Source organism: Sphingomonas sp. PvP018 (assembly GCF_017876865.1).
GTDB lineage: Bacteria > Pseudomonadota > Alphaproteobacteria > Sphingomonadales > Sphingomonadaceae > Sphingomonas > Sphingomonas aerolata.
On sequence record NZ_JAGIOU010000001.1, the window covers coordinates 1331481 to 1351664 of the forward strand.

Below are 20184 nucleotides of genomic sequence, written 5' to 3' on the forward strand. Positions count from 1 at the left end.
ACGCCTCAGAACATCGATTCGGGGATGATGATGACGTCACCGGGCTCGAGCCTGACATTGGCGGACGAATCGCCCTTTTTCAACAGGTTCGAGATTTGTAGCGAGAACTCGCTCTGCTTGCCGCTCGCCCGGTCGTAGCGCACCAGCCGCGCCTTGTTGCCCGCCGCATACTGGCTGAGCCCGCCGACCGCGATCATCGCGTCGAGCAGCGTCATGTTGGCACGATAGGGGATCGAGGCGGGCTTTTCGGTCGCGCCGACGATGCGGACCTGCTGGCTGTAGGTGCCGCTGAAATTCTCGACGATGACCGAGACGATCGGGTTTTTGACGTATTCGCCGAGCGCCTTCTTCATGTCGTCGGCGAGCTGTGCGGGCGTCTTCCCCACCGCGGACATGTCGTTGACCAGCGGCGTCGTGATCCGGCCGTCGGGGCGGACCTGGACCTTCGACGACAGTTCGGGATTGCGCCAGACGAAGATGTTGAGCTGATCGAGCGGGCCGATCACATATTCCTCGCCCGGCAGTTCCTTGTTCGCGACATAGGCCGCGGGCGGCAGTTCGGGCGGACCGCCGGTGCTGCTGCAGGCGGCCAGCGACGACGCGGCGAGCCCCAGCGTGAGCAGGGAACGGGAAACGGGTCCGGAACGCATGGGCACTGATCTCCTGGCGCCATCCCGGCAACGGGTGTCCGATGGCCGGTTAAACTCGCACGGGCTATGCAGGGAAACAGGTGAAGATAGCGTTTAGGAGCGCCCCGCAACCCCGCCCGCCGCCACGCTCATGGCTGGGGTTGGACTGAAGTAACGATCTCGAGCGCTGGTGGATGCCCGAGAAACGCCGCCGGGCTCGCGCTGGCGCCGTATGCGCCCGCCATGAAGATCGCGATCAGGTCCCCGGGCACGACCGGCGGCAGCGCGACGCGGTCGCCGAGCCGGTCGAGCGGGGTGCACAGCGGTCCCACGACCGACACCGCTTCCGCGGCGGCCGCCTCCCCCATCCGCGCGGCGACCGCGATCGGATAGTTGCGCCGGACGACGGTGCCGAAATTGCCACTCGCCGCGAGCTGGTGGTTGAGCCCGCCATCGATCACGACGAAGACTTCGCCCTGGCTGCGCTTCACGTCGATGACGCGGGTCAGGTACACGCCGGCCTCGGCGACCAGCCACCGCCCGAGCTCGATGGCGAACCGGGTGTCGCGCAGCACCGCCGCGCGGGTCTCGAGTGCCGCGTGCAGCGCCGCGCCGACCCGCTCGACGTCGAGCGCGATGTCGTTGGCGAAATAGGGGACGCCGAACCCGCCGCCCAGATTGACCAGCGGCGGCGCCTGGCCCGCCGCGTCGGCAAGCCGCGCGGCGAGATCGAGCGTCGCGGCCTGCGTCTCGATGATCGCGCCCGCGTCGAGCGCCTGACTGCCCGCATAGATGTGGAACCCGCGCCAGTCCGCGCCCGCCGCGACGATGTCGCGCACCAGCGCCGCGGCACGCTCCGCATCGACCCCGAAGGGCGAGGCGCGGCCGCCCATCCGCATCCCCGATCCGCGCAGTTCGATATCGGGGTTCACGCGCACTGCCATCCGCGGCGCGATGCCGAGCCGCGCGCCGATCGCGAAGCCGCGCGCGGCCTCGCCTTCCGATTCGACGTTCAAGGTCGCGCCCGCGCGGATCGCCGCGGCGAGTTCGTCGTCGCGCTTGCCGGGACCGGCAAAGCTGATCGCATGCGCCGGCTTGACCGCCAGCGCCATGCCGAGCTCGCCCGCCGACGCGACGTCGAGCCCGTCGACCAGCGGTGCGACCGCCGCGAGCAGGTCCGAATGCGGGTTCGCCTTGATCGCATAATGCAGGTCGATCGCGGGCATCGCCGCGCGGAACCGCGCGATCCGGGCCGCGACGATGGCGCTGTCATAGACGAACAGCGGCGTGTCGCCGGCGTGTGCGACCCAGGCCTCCGCGGACCGCCCGCCGATCGTCAGCGCGTCCAACTGGTGCGCAAATTCGGGCGGCAACGCCCCCATCGGCTTCATCATGCCTGTCCCTGTTCCTGTGCCGACGACCATGCCCGGACCTCGGCTGCGATCGCGGACCGGTCGAGCTTGGCGTTGGCGTTGCGCGTCAGCGCGTCGCGCCACAGATAGCCGGCGGGCTGCATGAAGTTCGGCAGCGCGGTGCGCAACCGGGTCCTGAGCGCGGGCTCGTCCGCCGCGTCGCCCGCGAGCATCACGACGATCGCCTGCCCCAGCCGCGGATCGGCCACGCCGACCGCGACCGCCTCGCGGGCTTCGTTGCCGGCGAGTACCGCCTCCTCGACCTCGAGCGGGCTGATCCGGTTGCCCGCGCTCTTGATCATCTCGTCGTCGCGGCCGACGAAGCGGAGCAGCCCGTCCGCGCCCTCGACCACCGTGTCGCCCGACCAGACCGCCATGCCGTTGCCATCGGGCGCGGGGCGGAAGCGCTGCACGGTCCGCTCGGCATCGCGCCAATAGCCCTGCGCAACCAGCGGGCCGGCATGGACCAGCTCGCCCGGTTCGCCCGGCGCGGCGCGGGTGCCGTCGGGCCGGATCACCGACACCTGCGCGAACGGGATCGCGCGGCCCATCGCATCGGGGTGTGCGTCGATCAGCGACGGGTCGAGATAGGTCGAGCGGAACGCCTCGGTCAGCCCGTACATCGCGTAGATATCCGCGCCGGCGAACCGCGCACGCAGCCCCGCCACGAGCCGCGGGGTCAACGCGCCGCCCGAATTGGTCAGCCGCCGCAGCCGCGCCGCGGTCTCCGCCGGCCAGTCCGCCTCGAGCAGCTGCACCCAGAGCGGCGGCACGCCGGCGAGCGTCGTCGCGCCGACCCGCTCGACCGCCTTCACGACGTCGCGCGCGACCATATAGTCGATCGGCGCGACCGCCGCGCCCGCCGCCCAGGTCGAGAAGAGCTGGTTCTGGCCATAGTCGAACGACAGCGGCAGCACGCCCAGCACCCGGTCGTCGCGCGTGAGCTTCAGATAGTGCGCGACCGACACCGCACCGAGCGACAGATTTGCGTGGCTCAGCATCACCCCCTTGGGCCGCCCGGTCGATCCCGAGGTGTAGAGGATCGCGACGAGCGTCGCCGGATCGGCATCGGACGGGCCCGGGCCGCCCTCGCCTTGCAGATCGAGCGCGGTCTCGTCGACGATTGGGCAGTCCGCGGGCACGTCGCCCGGCTCGAGCGTCGCCGCGCGCGCGCCCTGCGTCACCAGCAGCACAGCACCGCTGTCGGCCAGGATATGCGCCACCTGCGCGCGCCGCAGCAGCGGGTTGACCGGCACATGGACCAGCCCCGCGCGCGCCGCCGCGAGCGGCATCACGCACGCCACCCGCGTCTTGGGCAGCCACGTCGCGACGCGCGCACCCTCTGCAAGACCCTGCCCCGCCAGCCAGCCCGCGAGCGCGGCGACCGCGGTTTCGAGATCGCGGAACGTCATCGTCCCCGCGCGGTCGATCAGCGCGATGTCGTCGGCTGCGCCGCGCAAGGTCAGGTGATCGATCGGAAACGGGACGGGGTCGGGCGAGGTCATGGGTCCTCCATAGCGCCAAGCCGTTGCCGAATTCACCCCCACAGGCTAGCGGGGCCCGGTTCGCAACGGTTCAGGCGATGCTCGTGATCTTCGAAGGTACTTCCCAGGTTGAAACGACGGTCCGCGCCGTCCTTGCCGACATCCTTGGCCTCAGCGCCGAGCGAGTCGCGGCATTCACCGACGACACGCCGTTGTTCGGCGCGCTCCCCGAACTCGATTCGATGGCGGTGGCAAGCGTGCTGACCGAGCTCGAGGACCGGCTCGGCATCCTGATCGAGGATGACGAGATCGACGGCGAGATGCTCGAGACGTTCGGCGCGCTCGTCCAGTTTGCGGCGCGCAAGGCGCTGGTCTAGCCTCGGCCGGGATGACCGGCCCCCGCTTCGATCGCTATGACTGGGCCGGCGGGCGCGAGGCGATGCTGCGCTTCGGCCCCGATGCCGGGCCGCTGGTCGTCGCGGTCCTGCCGCTGTTCGAGGAGGCGAACCGCACGCGCGCGTTCCTCGTCGCGATGCTGCGCGCGCTGGCCAGGCGCGGGATCGGCAGCATCCTGCCCGATCTGCCCGGTACCGGCGAGAGTGTGGTCGAGACGCGCGACCTGCGGTTGCCCGACCTGCGCCAGGCCTTTGCTGCGCTTGTCGGGACGCTCGACGTGCCGGTTTACGCGGTCACGATTCGGAGTAGTGCGCTCGTCGATTGCGACGCCAGTCTTGCCGGGCGATGGCGGCTCGCGCCGCAGGCGGGCGATGACCTGTTGCGCGACCTGAGCCGGATCCGCGCCGCGTCGACAATGCCCGATGCGGAGGGTTACGCGGGCAACAGCCTGTCCGAGGCGCTGCTCACCGACCTGCGCGATGCGGTGCCATATGCGGCGTCGCGAACGGTTCGACTCGAGAGCGATCCGCGTCCGGCGGAGGCGCGCTATGCCGGGGCGCCGCTGTGGCGGCGGTCGGAGCCGGGCAGCGATGCAACGCTCTCCGACACGCTGGCCGCGGACATCGCCGGGTGGATCGCCACATGCGGCGGCTGATCGCGGTCCCCTGCGAGGGCGAGACGCTGGTCGCGACGCTCGACGACGCGGCGGGCGCTACCGGCGTGCTGATCGTGTCGGGCGGCAACGAGATCCGCAGCGGCGCGCACCGCGGCATGGCGATGCTCGCGCGGCGGCTGGCGGCGGGGGGTACGCCGGTGTTCCGCTATGACCGCCGCGGCATCGGCGATTCGAGCGGCGAGAATGGCGGCTTTCTGTCGGCGCAGGCCGATCTGGTCGCCGCCGCCGCCGCGTTCCGCGCCGCCGCGCCGCACGTCACGCGGCTGGTCGGATTCGGCAATTGCGACGCGGCGAGCGCGCTCGCGCTGTTCGGCGCGGCGGCGGGGGTCGACCGGCTGCTCCTGGCCAACCCCTGGGTGATCGCGCCGACCGACGACCTGCCCCCTGCCGCCGCGATCCGTGCGCGCTATGCCGCGCGGTTGCGTGATCCGGCGGCGTGGCTCAGCCTGATCCGCGGCGGGATCGATCTGCGCAAGCTGGTGCGCGGTCTGGTGAGGGTGTCGCGGGCCTCGGGGGAGGTCGAGGGCGACCTTGCGAGCCGGGTCTGCGGCGCGATCGACGGCTGGGCGGATCGCGTCGTCATTCTGCTCGCGACCGGTGACGTGACGGCGCAGGTGTTTGCGGCGCGTTACCGCGGCGCGGCGCGGATCGTGCGGCTGGCTACCGGTTCGCACAGCTTTGCTGGTTCCGCCAATGCCGCCGCGCTGGAGGTGGCGCTCAGGGCCGTGATCGACGGCACGCACGACGCAGGCGCCACCGCCTCCCCCCACTCGTCATCCTGACGAAAGTCAGGACCCAGGGTTACGGGCGATGCCGTTCCTGGCTCTGGATCCTGACTTTCGTCAGGATGACGGAGGGTGTGGGGGGACGCTGGCACTCCCCCGTCCGTCATAATGGCGAAAGGTGTGAGGGGAACACCGGCACCTCTACTCTCGTCATCCTGACGAAAGTCAGGATCCAGGGTTACGGGCGACGCCGTCCTTTGCTCTGGGTCCTGACTTTCGTCAGGATGACGAGAGGGCGTGAGGGGGCGAGAGCACGCTCCCCCATCATGCGAACGAGGGGGCGTGGATCAAACGCACGCCCCCCGCGCTTACTCCGCGGCTTCGGCCAGTTCCGCGAATTCCGCCGCCGCCAGGAACCGCTCCGCGTCCAGCGCGGCCATGCAGCCCGTGCCGGCCGCGGTCACCGCCTGGCGGTAGACCTTGTCCGCCACGTCGCCGCACGCGAAGACGCCCTCGACGCTGGTGCGCGTGGAGCCGGTCTCGACCGAGATATAGCCGTCCGAATCGAGATCGATATGCCCGCGGAACAGCTCGGTCGCGGGGTGGTGGCCGATCGCGACGAAGCCGCCATCGACCGACAGGCGCGAGCGTTCGCCCGTCACCGTGTCCTCGAGCTCGAGCGCGACGAGCCCGGCATTGCCGCCGCCGTCGACGAATTCGCGGACTTCCTTGTTCCACAGCACGGTCACGCCCTTGTGTGCGAACAGCCGCTCCTGGAGGATCTTCTCCGAACGCAGCGAATCGCGGCGGTGGATCAGCGTCACGTCGGGCGAATGGTTGGTGAGGTACAGCGCCTCCTCGACCGCGGTGTTGCCGCCGCCGATCACCGCGACCTTCTTGCCGCGGTAGAAGAAGCCGTCGCAGGTCGCACAGGCGCTGACGCCCTTGCCCTTCATCGGCTCCTCGCTGTCGATGCCGAGCCACTTCGCCTGCGCGCCGGTCGCGATGACGAGCGTCTCGCCCTCATAGACGTCGCCGCTGTCGCCGGTCAGGCGGAACGGGCGGCTGCTGACGTCGACCTTGACGATCGTGTCCCACATCATCCGCGTGCCGACATGCTCGGCCTGCGCCTGCATCTGCTCCATCAGCCACGGGCCCTGGATGACGTCCTTGAAGCCGGGATAATTCTCGACATCGGTGGTGGTGGTCAGCTGGCCGCCGGGCTGGATCCCCTGGACGACGATCGGCGCCATCCCGGCGCGCGCGCCATAGATCGCGGCCGACAGCCCGGCAGGCCCGGAACCGAGAATGAGCATGCGGGTCGTGTGCGTCGTCATCGTGATATCCTTGGAGTTTCGGATCCCATCTAGGCGATGGCGCGTGCGATTTGAACCATCGCCACCGCAATCGGCGTGCATCGTTTGCCGCCCCGCTTCGTTGGAAGGCAAAAGCGGAGAGACGTATGAGCGACGACCGGACCATCGAGATCGAAGACTATACCGCACCCGCCGGCGGCTGGGGGTCGATGAAATCGCTCGTGGAGATATCCGCGCGCGAGAAGATCGGCCCCGAGGCGCTGCGCGAACTCACGCGGCAGAACAAGCCCGAGGGCTTTGCCTGCGTCAGCTGCGCCTGGGGCAAGCCCGCGCATCCGCATACCGCCGAATTCTGCGAGAATGGCGCGAAGGCGACCGCGTGGGAGCTGACCTCCTACCGCGTGACGCCGGCCTTCTTCCAGGAGCATACGGTCACCGAGCTGCTCGGCTGGAAGGATTTCGATCTCGAACAGGCCGGCCGCCTGACGCATCCGCTTAAATATGACGCGACCACCGACAAATATGCCGCGTGCAGCTGGGACGAGGCGTTCGCCGGGATCGGTGCGAAGCTCAAGACCTATGACCCGACCAAGGTCATCTTCTACGCCTCGGGTCGCGCGAGCCTCGAGACCTCGTACATGTACAGCCTCATGGCGCGGATGTACGGCAGCCAGAACCTGCCCGACAGTTCGAACATGTGCCACGAGACGACTTCGGTCGGGCTGAAGTCGGCGATCGGCTCGGCGGTCGGGACGATCCACCTCTCCGATTACGAGAAGTGCGACGCGATCTTCTATTTCGGCCAGAATCCGGGCGTGAACAGCCCGCGGTTCCTTCACCCGTTGCGCGACTGCGCCAAGCGCGGTGTCGAGATCGTCGTCTTCAATCCGCTGAAGGAGCGCGGGCTCGAGAAATTCCAGGATCCGCAAAACCCGCTGGAGATGGTCACCGGCAAGTCGACGCCGATCGCCTCGCAATATCATCAGGTGAAGACCGGCGGCGACGTCGGGGCGCTGATGGGGATGTGCAAATATCTGATCGAGGCGGATGATCGCGCGCGCGAACTCAACACGCTGCGGATCCTCGACCACGCCTTCCTCGCTGAGCATACCACCGGGTTCGAGAAGTTCGCGGACGTCGCGCGCGGCACCGACTGGGCGACGATCGAGCATGAGAGCGGGCTGTCGCGCGTCGAGATCGAATCGGCCGCCAAGGTCTATGCCAAGTCGAAGGCGGTGATCGCTGTCTACGGCATGGGTCTGACCCAGCATGTCGGCGGGATCGACAACGTCCACATGCTCGTCAACCTGATGCTGCTGCGCGGGAATATCGGCAAGCCGGGCGCGGGCATGGGCCCCGTCCGCGGCCATTCGAACGTCCAGGGGCAGCGCACCGTCGGGATCACCGAAAAGCCCGAGCTCGCCCCGCTCGACAAACTCGCCGAGCAATATGGCTTCGAGCCGCCGCGCGAGCTCGGCTGGGACACGGTCGCGTCGTGCGAGGCGGTGCTCGAGGGTGAAGCACAGGCGTTCATCGGGCTGGGCGGTAATTTCGTCCGCGCGATCCCCGACCATGCGCGGATGGAGCCGGCGTGGCGCGGGATCGACCTGACGGTGCACATCGCCACCAAGCTCAACCGTTCGCACCTGCTGCCCGGCAAGACCTGCTATCTGCTCCCCTGTCTCGGCCGGATCGAGACGGACATGCAGGGTACCGGGCCGCAGAGCGTCTCGGTCGAGGATTCGTTCAGCCAGATCTATGGCTCGAAGGGCAAGGCGACGCCGGCCGCGGAGACGTTGCTGTCCGAGCCGGCGATCCTCGCGGGTATCGCCAAGGCGACGCTGGCGCCCAATCCGAAGCTCGACTGGGATGCGTGGGTGCGCGACTATGCACGGATCCGCGATTCGATCGCCGAGACCTATCCGGACATGTTCTCCGACTTCAACGCCAAGATGTTCACCCCCGGCGGCTTCTGGAAGGGCGTGCCGGCGGCGCACCGCGAATGGTTGACCGAAAGCGGCAAGGCGGAGATCAACGTCCCCCACTCGCTCAACGTCACCGGCTTCGAGGAGAGCGAGGGGCGGTTCCGGCTGATGACGCTGCGGTCGAACGATCAGTTCAACACCACCGTCTATGGCTATCACGACCGGTTCCGCGGCGTGAAGGGCACGCGCGACATCGTCTTCATGAACCGCAGCGACATGCTGCGCATGGGGCTGACCGATGGTGACGACGTCGATCTGGTCGGCGATGCCGGCGACAATGCCGACCGCCGCTTCAACAAGCTGCGCGTCGTCGAATATTCGATTCCGGAAGGGTGCGTCGGGGCCTATTACCCCGAGTGCAATCTGCTCATGCCGGTCGCGCACCATGCGCGCGAAAGCCATGTGCCGGCGGCCAAGTCGGTGCCGGTGCGGATCGAGAAGACGCGCTGAGCCCGCCCAGGATCCTCGGCGTCGTCCTGGCGGGCGGGCGATCGTCGCGGTTCGGGTCGGACAAGGCGCAGGCGCTGCTCGCCGGTCGTCGCCTTGCGGATCACGCCCGTGCGCTGCTCCGGCCGCATGTCGATGACGCAGTGGTCGCCGGGCGGGATGGCCTGATCCGCGACCTGCCGGGCCCCGATCTGGGGCCGCTGGGGGGCATAGCGGGCGCGCTGCACCATGCGGCGGGGCTCGGCTACACCTCGGTCCTCACGATCGCCTGCGACGTGCCCGTGCTGCCCGACGGGCTGCTGGCGGCGCTCGCCCGCCGCGCGCCCGCCTTTTGCCCCGACGCGCCCGTGCTGGGGCATTGGGAGACCGCGTCTGCTGCCGCGCTGGTCGCGCATATCGAATCGTCGCCGCGCCGGTCGGTACGCGGCTGGGCGGAGGCGATCGGCGCCTTGCCGATCCCCGCGCATGGGGTCATCCCGAACATCAACACCCCCGAGGACATGGCCGCGCTGTGACGACTGCCCGTACCGAAGCGATTACCATCCTGCGCCCCGACGCCGTCGCAGCGGGTACGCGCGCGATCGCGATCGAGGTGCCCGTCGCGATCGAGATCGACGGGCTTGGCTATGCGGTGATGATGATGACGCCCGCCGACCTGCCCGCCTTCACCACCGGGTTCCTGCTGACCGAGCGGCTCGCCGACAGCGCCGACGACGTGCGCGACATCGACGTGTTCGAGGCGGAGGCGGGCTGGATCGTCCGGGTCGGCCTGTCGGAGCGGTGCAGGGGGCGGATCCACGACCGCGTCCGCCACCGCACCAGCGACACGAGCTGCGGGCTGTGCGGCATCTCCGGGCTCGAACAGCTGCGCAAGCCGGTGGCGGGCACCCCGCCCCGCCCCGACGTGCCCGTCACCGCGATCTTCGCCGCGCTGGCGGGGCTGCGCGCGCACCAGCCGCTCAACGCCGCGACGGGGGCGATCCATGCTGCCGCCGCCTGCGACCGGTCGGGAGCCGTGCTGGCCGCCTATGAGGATGTCGGCCGCCACAATGCGCTCGACAAGCTCGTCGGCGGGCTGGCGATGCGGTCGACCGAGCCCCCCGCCTTCATCCTCGTCACCTCGCGGATCAGCTTCGAGATGGTCGACAAGGCGCTGGTCGCGGGCGTGGCGATGCTGGTCGGGATTTCCGCGCCCACAAGTCTCGCGATCGATCACGCGCGCGCGCACGGCCTGACGCTGCTGGCGCTCGCCCGCAGCGACGCGATCCTGGTCGTCAACGACCCGTTCGGTGTGTTTGAAAATGGTAGCGAAGGAGGGACTTGAACCCCCGACCCCAGGATTATGATTCCCGTGCTCTAACCAACTGAGCTACTTCGCCGTACCGTCTGCGGGGAAGCATTCTTCCCTGCGAGGCGCGGCCTATAGGAAGCGGATTCGAGGCGGTCAAGCAAACATGTGACGCGAAATCGCTTCCCAGGGTCCGCCGCGATACCACCAGGCGCCGAGCCCGGCGATTTCGACGTCCCGCGCCGCGAAGTCGCGCTGCAGATTGCCGAGCAGCAGCTTTGCGACCGACGGGTTGACCTTGTTCTGGATCGTGACGTGCGGACGCCAGCCGCCCGCGTCCTGCGGCGTCAGCATCCCCGTGAACGCATCCGCCAGCCGCGCGCGGATTCCGACCAGCTCTGGCGATTCGATCCGGTAGGCGACCCCGCGCCCCAGCGACATCAGCCCGCCGATCCGCGCCCGCGGCGCCGGCAACCCACGCGTCTCCTGGTTCAGCCGATGCTTCAGCTCGTCGAGGCCCGAGGGCGGCAAATGGTGGAACAACGTCAGGTGCGAATCGAGCTGGTTGCGCTCGGGCGGGAAATGCTCGCGCCGCATCGCGTCGAAGAACGCGGTGTCCTGGCGGCCGAACAGCGCGGTGACGATGATCGGGGCGACTTCGGTCGTGCTTGCCATCATGCAGATACCTCCCCGGCGCAGGCCGGGGTCCAGTTGGAAAGGTTGATGTAACTTCGGGTGACGTCCGCCATCGACGTTTCCCAACTGGGCCCCGGCCTCCGCCGGGGAGGTGCGGGGTGCCGACCGACTGAGATCAAATCTCGATCTGGCTGCCGAGCTCGACGACGCGGTTGGTCGGCAGGCGGAAGAATTCCATCGCGCTTTCGGCGTTGCGCAGCATCCATGCGAACAGCTTTTCGCGCCACAGCATCATCCCGGGCTTGTCCGAGGCGAGCAACGTCTGGCGCGAGAGGAAGAAGCTGGTGTCCATCATCTTGAAGTCCGCGCCGCAGCTGTGCACCTGGCGCAGCGCGGCGGGGACGTCGGCATCCTCCATGAAGCCGTAGCGCAGGATCAGACGGTGGAAGCCGTCGCCGAGCTCGTCGCGCACCGCACGGTCGTGCGCGGGCCAATAGGGCTGGCCGACGATCTTGACGGTCAGCAGGATGACGCGCTCGTGCAGTACCTTGTTGTGCTTGAGGTTGTGGAGCAGCGCATGTGGCACGCCGTCGGAGGTCGAGGTCATGAACACCGCGGTCCCCGGCACGCGCGACGCGGAGTTCGCCGCCGAGCCGATGAACACCTTGATCGGCATCGCCGCCTCGCGCATCCGGTCGATCATCAGCTGCCGCCCCTTCGACCAGGTCGTCAGGAAGGTGAAGATGATGAGGCCGATCAGCAGCGGGAACCAGCCGCCATCGGGCACCTTGGTCAGGTTCGCGGCCAGATAGGCGCCGTCGACCAGGAAGAAGATCGCGAGCAGCGGGATCGCCGCGATCTTCGGCCAGTTCCACAGCCGGAACAGCACGACGCCGAGCAGGCAGGTGTCGATCAGCATCGCTCCCGTCACCGCGATGCCGTAAGCGCTGGTCAGGTTCGACGAGGTGCGGAAGAACAGCACCAGCAGGATCACCATCACCATCAGCGCGCCGTTGACCAGCGGGATGTAGATCTGGCCCGCGGTCGCGGCACTGGTATGTTCGATCCGCAGGCGCGGGATGAAGCCGAGCTGGATCGCCTGCTGCGTGACCGAGAACGCGCCCGAGATCACCGCCTGCGACGCGATCACCGCGGCCATCGTCGCGAGCAGGACGAGCGGCAGCTGGAGGCTTTCGGGGGCGAGATTGTAGAACGGGCTGACGAGCGCGGCCTGCCCGTCGCGGAACAGCAGCGCGCCCTGCCCCATGTAATTGAGGATCAGCGCGGGCAGCACGAAGAACAGCCAGGAGATGCCGATCGGCCGGCGGCCGAAATGCCCCATGTCCGCATAGAGCGCCTCCGCGCCGGTCACCGCGAGCACGACCGAGCCGAGCGCGAGGAACGCGCGGGTCGGATCGATCAGAAAGAACTCGACCGCATAATGCGGGGAAAAGGCCCAGAGCACACCCGGCGTCTGGATGATGCTGAGGATGCCGAGCACCGCGATGACGCTGAAATACACCAGCATGATCGGCCCGAACACCATGCCGATTCGCGCGGTGCCGCTCTTCTGGACCCAGAACAGCGCGATCAGGATCGCGATCACGATCGGCAGGACTAGCCCGGCAAAGCTCGGTGCGGCGACCGCGAGCCCCTCGACCGCGGACAGCACCGAGACCGCGGGGGTGATCATGCTGTCGCCGTAGAACAGCGCGGTCGCGAAGACGCCGAGCAGGATGATCCCCTTGCTCCAGCGCCGCGTCTTGGTCTTGCCCGAGACGAGCGCGAGCAGCGCGAGACTGCCGCCCTCGCCCTTGTTGTCCGCGCGCATGATGATGATGACGTATTTCACCGTCACGACGATCATCATCGACCAGAACATCAGGCTGATGACGCCCATGATGTGCGCCGAATCGAGCGCGAGCTTGTGGTGCCCGGCGAACGTCTCGCGGAATGCGTAGAGCGGGCTCGTGCCGATATCGCCGAAGACGATGCCGATCGCGCCAAAGGCGAGTTTCAGCATGCCGTCCGCATGATGGTGGCCGGTATCCGGATCGAGACCGGCGGGGGGCACGGTCGAGGCCGCGGCTGTGGGATCGACGCTCACTGGACGGTGAATCGACCCGGAAGTGCAGCAATCATCATCGAAATTCCGATTTCACCCTGTGCCCCAAGCTGGCGCATTTAGCATGGGGGTTGGAGAGCGGCAACGGGACCGCCGGCAACGTGGATTAACCGGCGCTGATCATGCCGCTTCGCCCGTTTGAGGCAGGACGCTATCGGTAACGGGTGTTGCCGTGCTTGGTCCTGGATTCCCGCGTGCGCGGGAAAACGTCAGCGCGTGACGACTTCGCGAATCACGAAATGCGAGGCCAGCCGCGTGACGCCGGGCAGTTGCGACAGCGTCTCGCGGTGGATGCGTTCGAACGTCTCGCCGCGGCGGAGCTCGACATGCAGCATGTAATCCGCCTCGCCGCTCATCAGGAAACATTGCACGACCTGCGGGCATCGCACGATCTCCGCCTCGAACGCCGCCATCGTCTCCTTGCGCTGGTCCCGCAGCGTGACGTTGACCAGGACGATGCTCGGATCGCCGCGCGCCGCGCGCGACAGGACCGCGCGATAGCCGGTGATCGCGCCGCTCTCGCGCAGCTGCGCGACGCGGCGATGCGCCGCGCTTGGCGACAGGCCTACCGCCTCGCCCAGCTCGGCGCTGGTCAGGTCGGAATTGGCGGCCAGCAGGTCCAGGATCCTGCGCTCGATCGTGATACTCACAAATTTCCCGCTTCGTCGTTCGTGGATGCAATATTCTCCCAAATCCGATAGGGCAGCGGGACGGCTTTGCGAACCCTTCCCGGTCGATGCGCGCTACACTGCAGTCAAAGATAATGGAGTGGAAATGATGCGCGTCGGTGTTCCCAAGGAAATCAAGAATCACGAATATCGTGTCGGCCTGACCCCGCCGTCGGTCGCCGAACTGGTCGCCGCGGGCCATGAGGTCGTCGTCGAGACCCAGGCGGGCTCGGGCATCGACTTCGAGGACCAGGATTATGTCGACGCGGGCGCGACGATCCTGCCGACCGCCGCCGCGGTGTTCGCCGCCGCCGACATGATCGTGAAGGTCAAGGAGCCGCAGCCGGTCGAGATCGCGATGCTCGAACCGCGCCACCTGCTCTTCACCTATCTCCACCTCGCCGCGGACAAGCCGCAGGCCGAAGGACTGATGAAGTCGGGCGCGACCTGCATCGCGTACGAGACCGTCACCGACCATCGCCGCGGCCTGCCGCTGCTGAAGCCGATGTCCGAGGTCGCGGGCCGCATGTCGGTGCAGGTCGGCGCGCATTATCTCGAAAAGGAACAGGGCGGCCGCGGCGTCCTGCTCGGCGGCGTCCCCGGTGTCGCGCCGGCCAAGGTCGCGATCCTCGGCGGCGGCGTGTCGGGCGTCAACGCCGCGCAGATGGCTGTCGGCATGCGCGCCGACGTGACGATCTACGACATTTCGAACGATCGCCTTGCCGAGCTCGACATGTTCTTCTCGAGCCAGATCAAGACCGCCTATGCGTCGAAGGCCGCGATCGCGGCGGCGGTGAAGAACGCGCATCTCGTGATCGGCGCGGTGCTCGTCCCCGGCGCGGCGGCACCCAAGCTCGTCACGCGCGAGATGCTCAAGACGATGAAGCGCGGCTCGGTGCTGGTCGACATCGCGATCGACCAGGGTGGCTGCTTCGAGACGAGCCATGCGACGACGCACGAGGACCCGGTGTTCGAGGTCGACGGCGTGATCCATTACTGCGTCGCCAACATGCCCGGCGCGGTCGCGCGCACCTCGGCCTTCGCGCTCAACAACGCGACGCTGCCGTTCGCGCTGAAGCTCGCCAATCTGGGTGCGGAGGCCGCGATGAAGGCCGACCCGCACCTCGCCAACGGGCTCAACGTCTACAAGGGCAAGATCGCGTACAAGGCGGTCGCGGATGATCTGGGTTTACCTTACGAAGCTTGGTCGAATTAAGCGGGAACGGATGCGGAACACGGGGGTTGGACAGGCGGAAGGAATTTCACGCATGTCCGACACCCCGAACCCAAAGTCCGAGCCCTTTTCGAACGCCGAGAAGGATCCGCACGACTGGACGACCGGCGACGAGAAGATGACCGGCGCACAGGCCAGCTATCTGAAGACGCTGTCCGAAGAGGCGCATGAGGAATTCGACGAATCGCTGACGAAGGCCGATGCCTCGCTGAAGATCGACGAGCTCCAGGGCAAGACCGGCCGCGGCCAGTAAGCCCTTTTGCGGCACGGAACGGGACCCAGGATCCCCGGCATCGCGCCGGACGATCCGGGTCCCGTTTTGCGTCGGTGATCAGCTCGCCGGTGGGGCGTCCTGTGCGGCCATGACCTGATCGAGCAGCGCGAGGCGGACCGCGATCTCGTCGTGATAGGACACGCTTTTCGGCGTCAGCGCGAGCGCGCGGGCCCAATAGGGTCGCCCCGCCGCGAAATTGCCCGACCGGACATAGGCGAGGCCGAGGAAGAAGGGCGGCGCCGGGTGGCGCGGTGCGATCCGCATCGCCTGCTGAAACGCGAACAGCGCCGGTGGCGAGACCTGATCGCCGTCATGCGCGGCCAGCGCATTGGCGAGCCCGGTCCACAGGACGAGGCTTTTCGGCGCGACGCGGATCCCGCCGAGCAGGACCTTCACCGCGGCGCGGCGCTCGCCGATCCGCGTCATCGCGTCCGCCGCGACCAGATAGGCGGCGGCACCGGTATAGCGTTCGAGCATCTTGTCGCGCAGCTCGATCATCGACCCGTCATCGGGCGTGATCGTCGTGCCCGTCACGACCGGATGCCCGGCGAGCCCGGGCTCGCCCTGCAGCGCATAGCCCGCCGCGCCGAGCATCAGCGCGGCGGCGACCATCGACCATAACAGCCGGTCGACCCTCAGCACCGCCAGCAGCGCGAACGCCCCAACCGCGATGATCCCGAGCCAGAGCCAGCCCATCAGCGCGTCCTCCGGCGGAAACTCGACCGTGCGATCCACGCGCCGATCGCCAGCAGCGCGATCGGCGCCAGCCACAGCGGCCAGGTCAGCCCCGACAGCGGCGGGTCATAAGTGACATAATCGCCATAGCGCGACACCAGCCAGTCGCGGACTGAGGCGGGCGTCTCGCCGCGCGCGATCCGTTCGCGGACCAGCGCGCGCATGTCGGCGGCCATGTCCGCATCGCTGTCGGCGATCGACTGGCCCTGGCAGACGAGACAGCGCAGCGTCTCCATCAGCGCCTTGGCGGAGGCTTCCTTGGCGGGATCGGCGAGCTGGACATTGGCGTAATGCGCGGGCGGCGTGACGGGCTGCGCAGCGGCGGGCGCGGCGGAGAACAGCAGCGCCGCGACCGTCGCGCCTGCCGCCAGCGCAAGGCTTGACCGCCCGCTCATCGGGCTTCCCTGACGGCCTGGACGATCTCGCCGATATTGTCCTCGCGTATGTCGCCGATGATCTGTTTCACGACGATCCCGCGGCCATCGACCACGAAGGTCTCGGGCACGCCCGACGAGCCGAGCGCGAGCTGGACCCGGCTCGCGGTGTCGCTGCCGATCCGTGCATAGGGGTCGCCGTTGCGGCGCAGGAAGCCGGCGATCGCGGGCGTCGTGTCGCGGATTGCGATCGCGTCGATCGGGATGCCCATCGTCTTCAGCCGCATCAGGTGCGGCGCCTCGGCGATGCAGGGCACGCACCAGCTGGCGAACACGTTGAGCAACCGCGGCTGACCGCCCTTGAACGAAGCGCTGGTCAGCCCCGGCTTGCCCGGCACCATCGCGGGCAGCGCGAAGTCGGGCAGCGGCTTGCCGACCATCGCCGAGCGCACGACCTTGTCCGCCGGCCGGAACAGCCCGCTCGCGACCACCGCGAACAGCAAGGCGAAGATCGCCAGCGGCGCCCAGAGCGCGAACCGCTTCATGCCCAGGCCGCCCGGACTGCGCTGCGCCGTTCGCGACGCAGCCGCCCGACCAGCGACAGCGCCCCGCCCAGCGCGATCAGCACGCCGCCGAACCAGATCAGCGTCACGAACGGCTTCCACCACAGCCGCAACTGCCACCGCCCCTGCCCGTCGGGCTGGCCGAGCACGGTATAGAGCTGGCCGTCGAGCGCGGTCAGGATCGCCGATTCATTGGTGCTGGTCGGCGGATTGGCGAAGAAGCGGAGCTGCGGATGGAGCCGCGTGCTGTCATCGCCGCGCGTCGCGGTCAGCTGCGCCTCGAGCGCGGACCAGTTCTCGCCGATCACCGGCGAGATCCCGTCGAGCGTGACGCTATAGGGCCCGACGCGCGCTGCTTCGCCTGCGCGCACCGCGACCAGCGTTTCCTTGGTGAATGCGCTGTCGGACGCCATGCCCGCCAGGCTGACCGCGATGCCGAGATGCGCGAGGACCATGCCATAGGTAAACATCGGCGTGCGCCGGAGATTGCGCTTCCACAGGGGCGCGACGCTCGCCACTGCGAGGCCCGCCGCGAGGCTGAGCCCTGCCCAGGGCAGCACGCCCGGCCAGACGAACAGCAGCGCGACCGCCGCCACCACGGTGGCCGCGATCGGCAGCGCGACCCGGCCGACGACCGCCCTCGCCTCGTCGCGACGCCAGCGCAGCAGCGGCCCGACCGCCATCACCGCGACCAAAGCCAGCGCGATCGGTCCTGCGGCCTTGTTGAAGAAGGGCGGGCCCACCGACAGCTGCACGCCGAAGCTCGCCGCGACGATCGGGTAGAGCGTGCCGATCAGGACGATGCCGAGGATCACCGACAGCAGCAGATTGTTCGCGACCAGCCCGCCCTCGCGGCTGACCGGATCGAAGGTCGTGCCCGCGCGCACGGTGCCGATCCGCGCGGCGAACAGCGCGAGCGCGCCGCCGATATAGATGGCGAGCAGCGCGAGGATGAACGCGCCGCGCTCCGGATCGACCGCAAAGGCGTGGACGCTGGTCAGGATGCCCGAGCGCACCAGGAACGTGCCGATCATCGACATCGAGAAGGCGACCACCGCAAGCATGATCGTCCACGCGCGCAGCCCGTCGCGCGTCGCCAGCACCGTCACCGAATGGAGCAAGGCGGTCGCCGCAAGCCACGGCATCAGCGACGCGTTCTCGACCGGATCCCAGAACCACCAGCCGCCCCAGCCGAGCTCGTAATAGGCCCAGTAGCTGCCCGCGGTGATGCCGAGCGTGAGGAAGATCCACGCGATCAGCACCCAGGGGCGCATCGCCCTGGCGAAGCCCGGCCCGACGTCGCGCGTGACCAGCGCACCGACCGCGAACGAGAAGGCGACCGAAAGCCCGACATAGCCGGTGTAGAGCGTCGGCGGGTGAAACGCCAAGCCGGGGTCCTGGAGCAGCGGGTTGAGCCCCAGCCCGTCGGGCGCCGCCGGGGTCAGCCGTGCGAACGGGTTGGAGGAGAAGAGCAGGAACGCATAGAAGCCGAGCGCGATCGTCGCCTGCGCGCCGAGAGTCGCGACCAGGGTGCGTTCGGGAAGCGCACGTTCAAAGATTGCGACCGCGCCGCCTGCCAGCCCCAGGATCGTCACCCAGAGGAGCATCGACCCCTCGTGATTACCCCATGCGCCCGCGAACTTGTACAGCCACGGCTTGGCCGAATGGCTGTTCTCGACGACCAGCTTCACCGACATGTCGGACTCGAGAAACAGCTTGATCAGCAGCGCCATCGCCAGCGCGGCGAGCACGCCCTGGACGATCGCCACCGGCCGCACCGCCGTGGCAATGTCGTCGCGGTTGCGCGCGATCCCGATCACCGCCATCGCGAGTTGCAGCGCCGCCAGCGCGCCGGCGAGCCAGAGCGCCGCGAGTCCGGCTTCGGCGATCATGAACCGCGGTCCGGTGCGAGCGTCTTGGTCTCGTGCATCTTGCCCGCCATTTCGGGCGGCATGTATTTCTCGTCATGCTTGGCGAGCAGGTTGGACGCGACGAAGCGGCCGTCGACCTGGAACTGCCCCTCGGCGACGACCCCCGATTTCTCGCGGAACAGGTTCGGGACGATCCCGGCGAAGACCACCGGGGTCGTCGCGGCGCCGTCGGTGACGGTGAAGTGGACGGTGACGCCGTCCGCGGCGCGCTTGACCGATCCGTCCGCGACCATGCCACCGAGCCGGACCGCGCGCCCGAGCGGCAGCCCGTCGCGCTTCACGTCGGAGGGCGCGTAGAAGAACGACGCCTGGTCCTTCAGCGCGGACAGAGCGAGCAGCCCCGCGACGACGACCGCGCCGAGCGCGAGCAGCGCGAGGGTGAGCCGCTGATGCTTGGCCTTCATCGCTCCGCCTTCCGCATGGCCAGATAGCTGAGCAGCGCGACGACGGCGCCGCCGCCCAGCGTCACGGCATAGGCGGCAATCACGAACGGCCAGGCGGTCATGCGCGCACCTTCACGCTCTGGCCATCCGACGCATCCGCGCCTCGGCCTTGGCGGTGGCGAGCAGGGTCCGCATCCGCATCAGCACGATGCCGGCAAAGACGAAGGTGAAGCCCGCGAGCATGATCGGCAGCGGCCAGAGGATCGCGCCGTCGATCGTCGACTTGGTCAGCCCGATGCTCGGCCCCTGATGCAGCGTGTTCCACCAGATCACCGAATAGCGGATGATCGGCAGCAGCACCGATCCGGCCAGGCCGTAGAGCGCGGGCACGCGCCCGTCGCCGCCGCGGTCCGCATCCGCCTTCGCCAGCGCCATATAACCGAGATAGACGAAGAACAGCAGCAGCATCGAGGTCAGCCGCCCGTCCCATTGCCACCACGTCCCCCAGGTCGGCCGTCCCCAGATCGAGCCGGTCATCAGGCACAAAGCCGCGAACACCGCGCCGGGCAGCGCGATTGCGCGTGCGGCGATGCCGGCCAGCGGGTGACGCCAGACGAGCAGCATGATGCTGGAGATCGCGATCCCGCTCCAGCCGCCCATGCCGAGCCAGGCGGCGGGAACATGGATGTAGAGAATCCGCACCGTCTCGCCCTGCAGATAGTCGGGCGGGGTCTGCGTCAGTCCCGCCCAGCAGCCCAGCGCGATCAGCGCGACGCCCGCCCAGAACAGCGCAGGCGTCAGCGGCCTGGCGATCTTCAGGAAGCGCGCGGGATTGGCAAGGGCGTGCAGGGTGGCCACTGGGTGTTACCACTATGGCAAGTCGTGACGGACTTAAAGCCCCTC

The 20184-nt window shown here is 68.5% G+C and carries 21 protein-coding genes and 1 tRNA gene; 8 read left to right on the forward strand and 14 right to left on the reverse strand.

What is annotated here, in order from left to right:
* Nucleotides 1-5: 5 nt before the first annotated feature.
* The 3 genes from J3A66_RS05595 to J3A66_RS05605 all read right to left on the reverse strand — a co-directional run bounded on the left by J3A66_RS05595 (nucleotide 6) and on the right by J3A66_RS05605 (nucleotide 3546).
* A complete protein-coding gene (locus J3A66_RS05595; RefSeq protein WP_209567680.1) occupies nucleotides 6-650 on the reverse strand; it encodes an XrtA/PEP-CTERM system exopolysaccharide export protein in 645 nt (214 codons plus the stop codon).
* A 128-nt stretch (nucleotides 651-778) separates the two neighbouring features.
* Nucleotides 779-2020, reverse strand: coding sequence for a pyridoxal-dependent decarboxylase, exosortase A system-associated (locus tag J3A66_RS05600; RefSeq protein ID WP_209570410.1), 1242 nt, complete (start codon nucleotides 2018-2020; stop codon nucleotides 779-781).
* Nucleotides 2020-3546: an AMP-binding protein gene (locus J3A66_RS05605; RefSeq protein ID WP_209567682.1), complete on the reverse strand. Its 1527-nt coding sequence runs from the start codon at nucleotides 3544-3546 to the stop codon at nucleotides 2020-2022. The genes J3A66_RS05600 and J3A66_RS05605 overlap by 1 nt, the downstream gene beginning before the upstream one ends.
* Nucleotides 3547-3623: 77 nt before the next feature.
* Between J3A66_RS05605 and J3A66_RS05610 the strand changes: the two genes are divergently transcribed.
* The 3 genes from J3A66_RS05610 to J3A66_RS05620 are packed head-to-tail and all read left to right on the forward strand — an operon-like array spanning nucleotide 3624 to nucleotide 5379.
* Nucleotides 3624-3902 carry an acyl carrier protein gene (locus tag J3A66_RS05610; protein WP_031441379.1) on the forward strand — a complete coding sequence of 93 codons (279 nt, stop codon included), beginning with the start codon at nucleotides 3624-3626 and terminating at the stop codon, nucleotides 3900-3902.
* Between the two features lie 11 nt (nucleotides 3903-3913).
* Nucleotides 3914-4576, forward strand: a complete 663-nt coding sequence (locus J3A66_RS05615; RefSeq protein WP_245336709.1) for a hypothetical protein — start codon at nucleotides 3914-3916, stop codon at nucleotides 4574-4576.
* On the forward strand, nucleotides 4564-5379 hold the full coding sequence (locus tag J3A66_RS05620) for a hydrolase 1, exosortase A system-associated (protein WP_209567684.1): 816 nt from the start codon (nucleotides 4564-4566) through the stop codon (nucleotides 5377-5379). Before J3A66_RS05615 ends, J3A66_RS05620 begins: the two co-directional genes overlap by 13 nt.
* A 311-nt stretch (nucleotides 5380-5690) precedes the next feature.
* On the opposite strand, the gene trxB is transcribed toward J3A66_RS05620, so the two are convergent.
* A complete protein-coding gene (trxB, locus tag J3A66_RS05625; protein ID WP_056405510.1) occupies nucleotides 5691-6659 on the reverse strand; it encodes a thioredoxin-disulfide reductase in 969 nt (322 codons plus the stop codon).
* A 125-nt stretch (nucleotides 6660-6784) separates the two neighbouring features.
* Between trxB and J3A66_RS05630 the strand changes: the two genes are divergently transcribed.
* The 3 genes from J3A66_RS05630 to fdhD are packed head-to-tail and all read left to right on the forward strand — an operon-like array spanning nucleotide 6785 to nucleotide 10394.
* Nucleotides 6785-9073 carry an FdhF/YdeP family oxidoreductase gene (locus J3A66_RS05630; protein WP_209567686.1) on the forward strand — a complete coding sequence of 763 codons (2289 nt, stop codon included), beginning with the start codon at nucleotides 6785-6787 and terminating at the stop codon, nucleotides 9071-9073.
* A complete protein-coding gene (locus J3A66_RS05635; RefSeq protein ID WP_348633998.1) occupies nucleotides 8980-9585 on the forward strand; it encodes a molybdenum cofactor guanylyltransferase in 606 nt (201 codons plus the stop codon). Before J3A66_RS05630 ends, J3A66_RS05635 begins: the two co-directional genes overlap by 94 nt.
* Complete coding sequence (gene fdhD, locus J3A66_RS05640; RefSeq protein WP_209567689.1) at nucleotides 9582-10394, forward strand: formate dehydrogenase accessory sulfurtransferase FdhD; 813 nt, start codon at nucleotides 9582-9584, stop codon at nucleotides 10392-10394. Before J3A66_RS05635 ends, fdhD begins: the two co-directional genes overlap by 4 nt.
* Here fdhD and J3A66_RS05645 read toward each other — a convergent pair.
* From J3A66_RS05645 to J3A66_RS05660, 4 genes are all read right to left on the reverse strand, one after another.
* Nucleotides 10373-10449: transfer RNA gene (locus J3A66_RS05645), tRNA-Met, on the reverse strand. The two genes, fdhD and J3A66_RS05645, sit on opposite strands and share 22 nt — an antisense overlap.
* A 65-nt stretch (nucleotides 10450-10514) precedes the next feature.
* A complete protein-coding gene (locus J3A66_RS05650; RefSeq protein WP_236559049.1) occupies nucleotides 10515-11036 on the reverse strand; it encodes a 2'-5' RNA ligase family protein in 522 nt (173 codons plus the stop codon).
* Between the two features lie 133 nt (nucleotides 11037-11169).
* Nucleotides 11170-13017 (reverse strand): potassium transporter Kup, encoded by a 1848-nt coding sequence (locus J3A66_RS05655; protein WP_107932838.1) that lies wholly within the window; start codon nucleotides 13015-13017, stop codon nucleotides 11170-11172.
* A 311-nt stretch (nucleotides 13018-13328) separates the two neighbouring features.
* Nucleotides 13329-13769 (reverse strand): Lrp/AsnC family transcriptional regulator, encoded by a 441-nt coding sequence (locus tag J3A66_RS05660; RefSeq protein ID WP_166747635.1) that lies wholly within the window; start codon nucleotides 13767-13769, stop codon nucleotides 13329-13331.
* A 127-nt stretch (nucleotides 13770-13896) separates the two neighbouring features.
* Here J3A66_RS05660 and ald point away from each other — a divergent pair, with 127 nt between their 5' ends.
* Together ald and J3A66_RS05670 are read left to right on the forward strand one after the other, a co-directional pair.
* A complete protein-coding gene (gene ald / locus J3A66_RS05665) occupies nucleotides 13897-15003 on the forward strand; it encodes an alanine dehydrogenase (RefSeq protein ID WP_037532307.1) in 1107 nt (368 codons plus the stop codon).
* Nucleotides 15004-15055: 52 nt separating this feature from the next.
* Entirely contained in the window at nucleotides 15056-15274 is a 219-nt protein-coding gene (locus tag J3A66_RS05670; RefSeq protein ID WP_056405507.1) for a DUF3072 domain-containing protein, read from the forward strand.
* A gap of 78 nt (nucleotides 15275-15352) precedes the next feature.
* On the opposite strand, the gene J3A66_RS05675 is transcribed toward J3A66_RS05670, so the two are convergent.
* The 6 genes from J3A66_RS05675 to ccmC all read right to left on the reverse strand — a co-directional run bounded on the left by J3A66_RS05675 (nucleotide 15353) and on the right by ccmC (nucleotide 20139).
* Nucleotides 15353-16030 carry a hypothetical protein gene (locus J3A66_RS05675; RefSeq protein ID WP_348633999.1) on the reverse strand — a complete coding sequence of 226 codons (678 nt, stop codon included), beginning with the start codon at nucleotides 16028-16030 and terminating at the stop codon, nucleotides 15353-15355.
* On the reverse strand, nucleotides 15991-16425 hold the full coding sequence (locus tag J3A66_RS05680) for a cytochrome c-type biogenesis protein (protein ID WP_107046015.1): 435 nt from the start codon (nucleotides 16423-16425) through the stop codon (nucleotides 15991-15993). The genes J3A66_RS05675 and J3A66_RS05680 overlap by 40 nt, the downstream gene beginning before the upstream one ends.
* A complete protein-coding gene (locus tag J3A66_RS05685) occupies nucleotides 16422-16949 on the reverse strand; it encodes a redoxin family protein (protein ID WP_031440727.1) in 528 nt (175 codons plus the stop codon). The genes J3A66_RS05680 and J3A66_RS05685 overlap by 4 nt, the downstream gene beginning before the upstream one ends.
* Nucleotides 16946-18859 (reverse strand): heme lyase CcmF/NrfE family subunit, encoded by a 1914-nt coding sequence (locus J3A66_RS05690; protein WP_209567691.1) that lies wholly within the window; start codon nucleotides 18857-18859, stop codon nucleotides 16946-16948. The genes J3A66_RS05685 and J3A66_RS05690 overlap by 4 nt, the downstream gene beginning before the upstream one ends.
* Nucleotides 18856-19302: a cytochrome c maturation protein CcmE gene (gene ccmE / locus J3A66_RS05695; RefSeq protein ID WP_209567693.1), complete on the reverse strand. Its 447-nt coding sequence runs from the start codon at nucleotides 19300-19302 to the stop codon at nucleotides 18856-18858. The genes J3A66_RS05690 and ccmE overlap by 4 nt, the downstream gene beginning before the upstream one ends.
* 111 nt (nucleotides 19303-19413) lie before the next feature.
* Nucleotides 19414-20139, reverse strand: a complete 726-nt coding sequence (ccmC, locus tag J3A66_RS05700) for a heme ABC transporter permease CcmC (RefSeq protein ID WP_107932387.1) — start codon at nucleotides 20137-20139, stop codon at nucleotides 19414-19416.
* Nucleotides 20140-20184 lie beyond the last annotated feature (45 nt).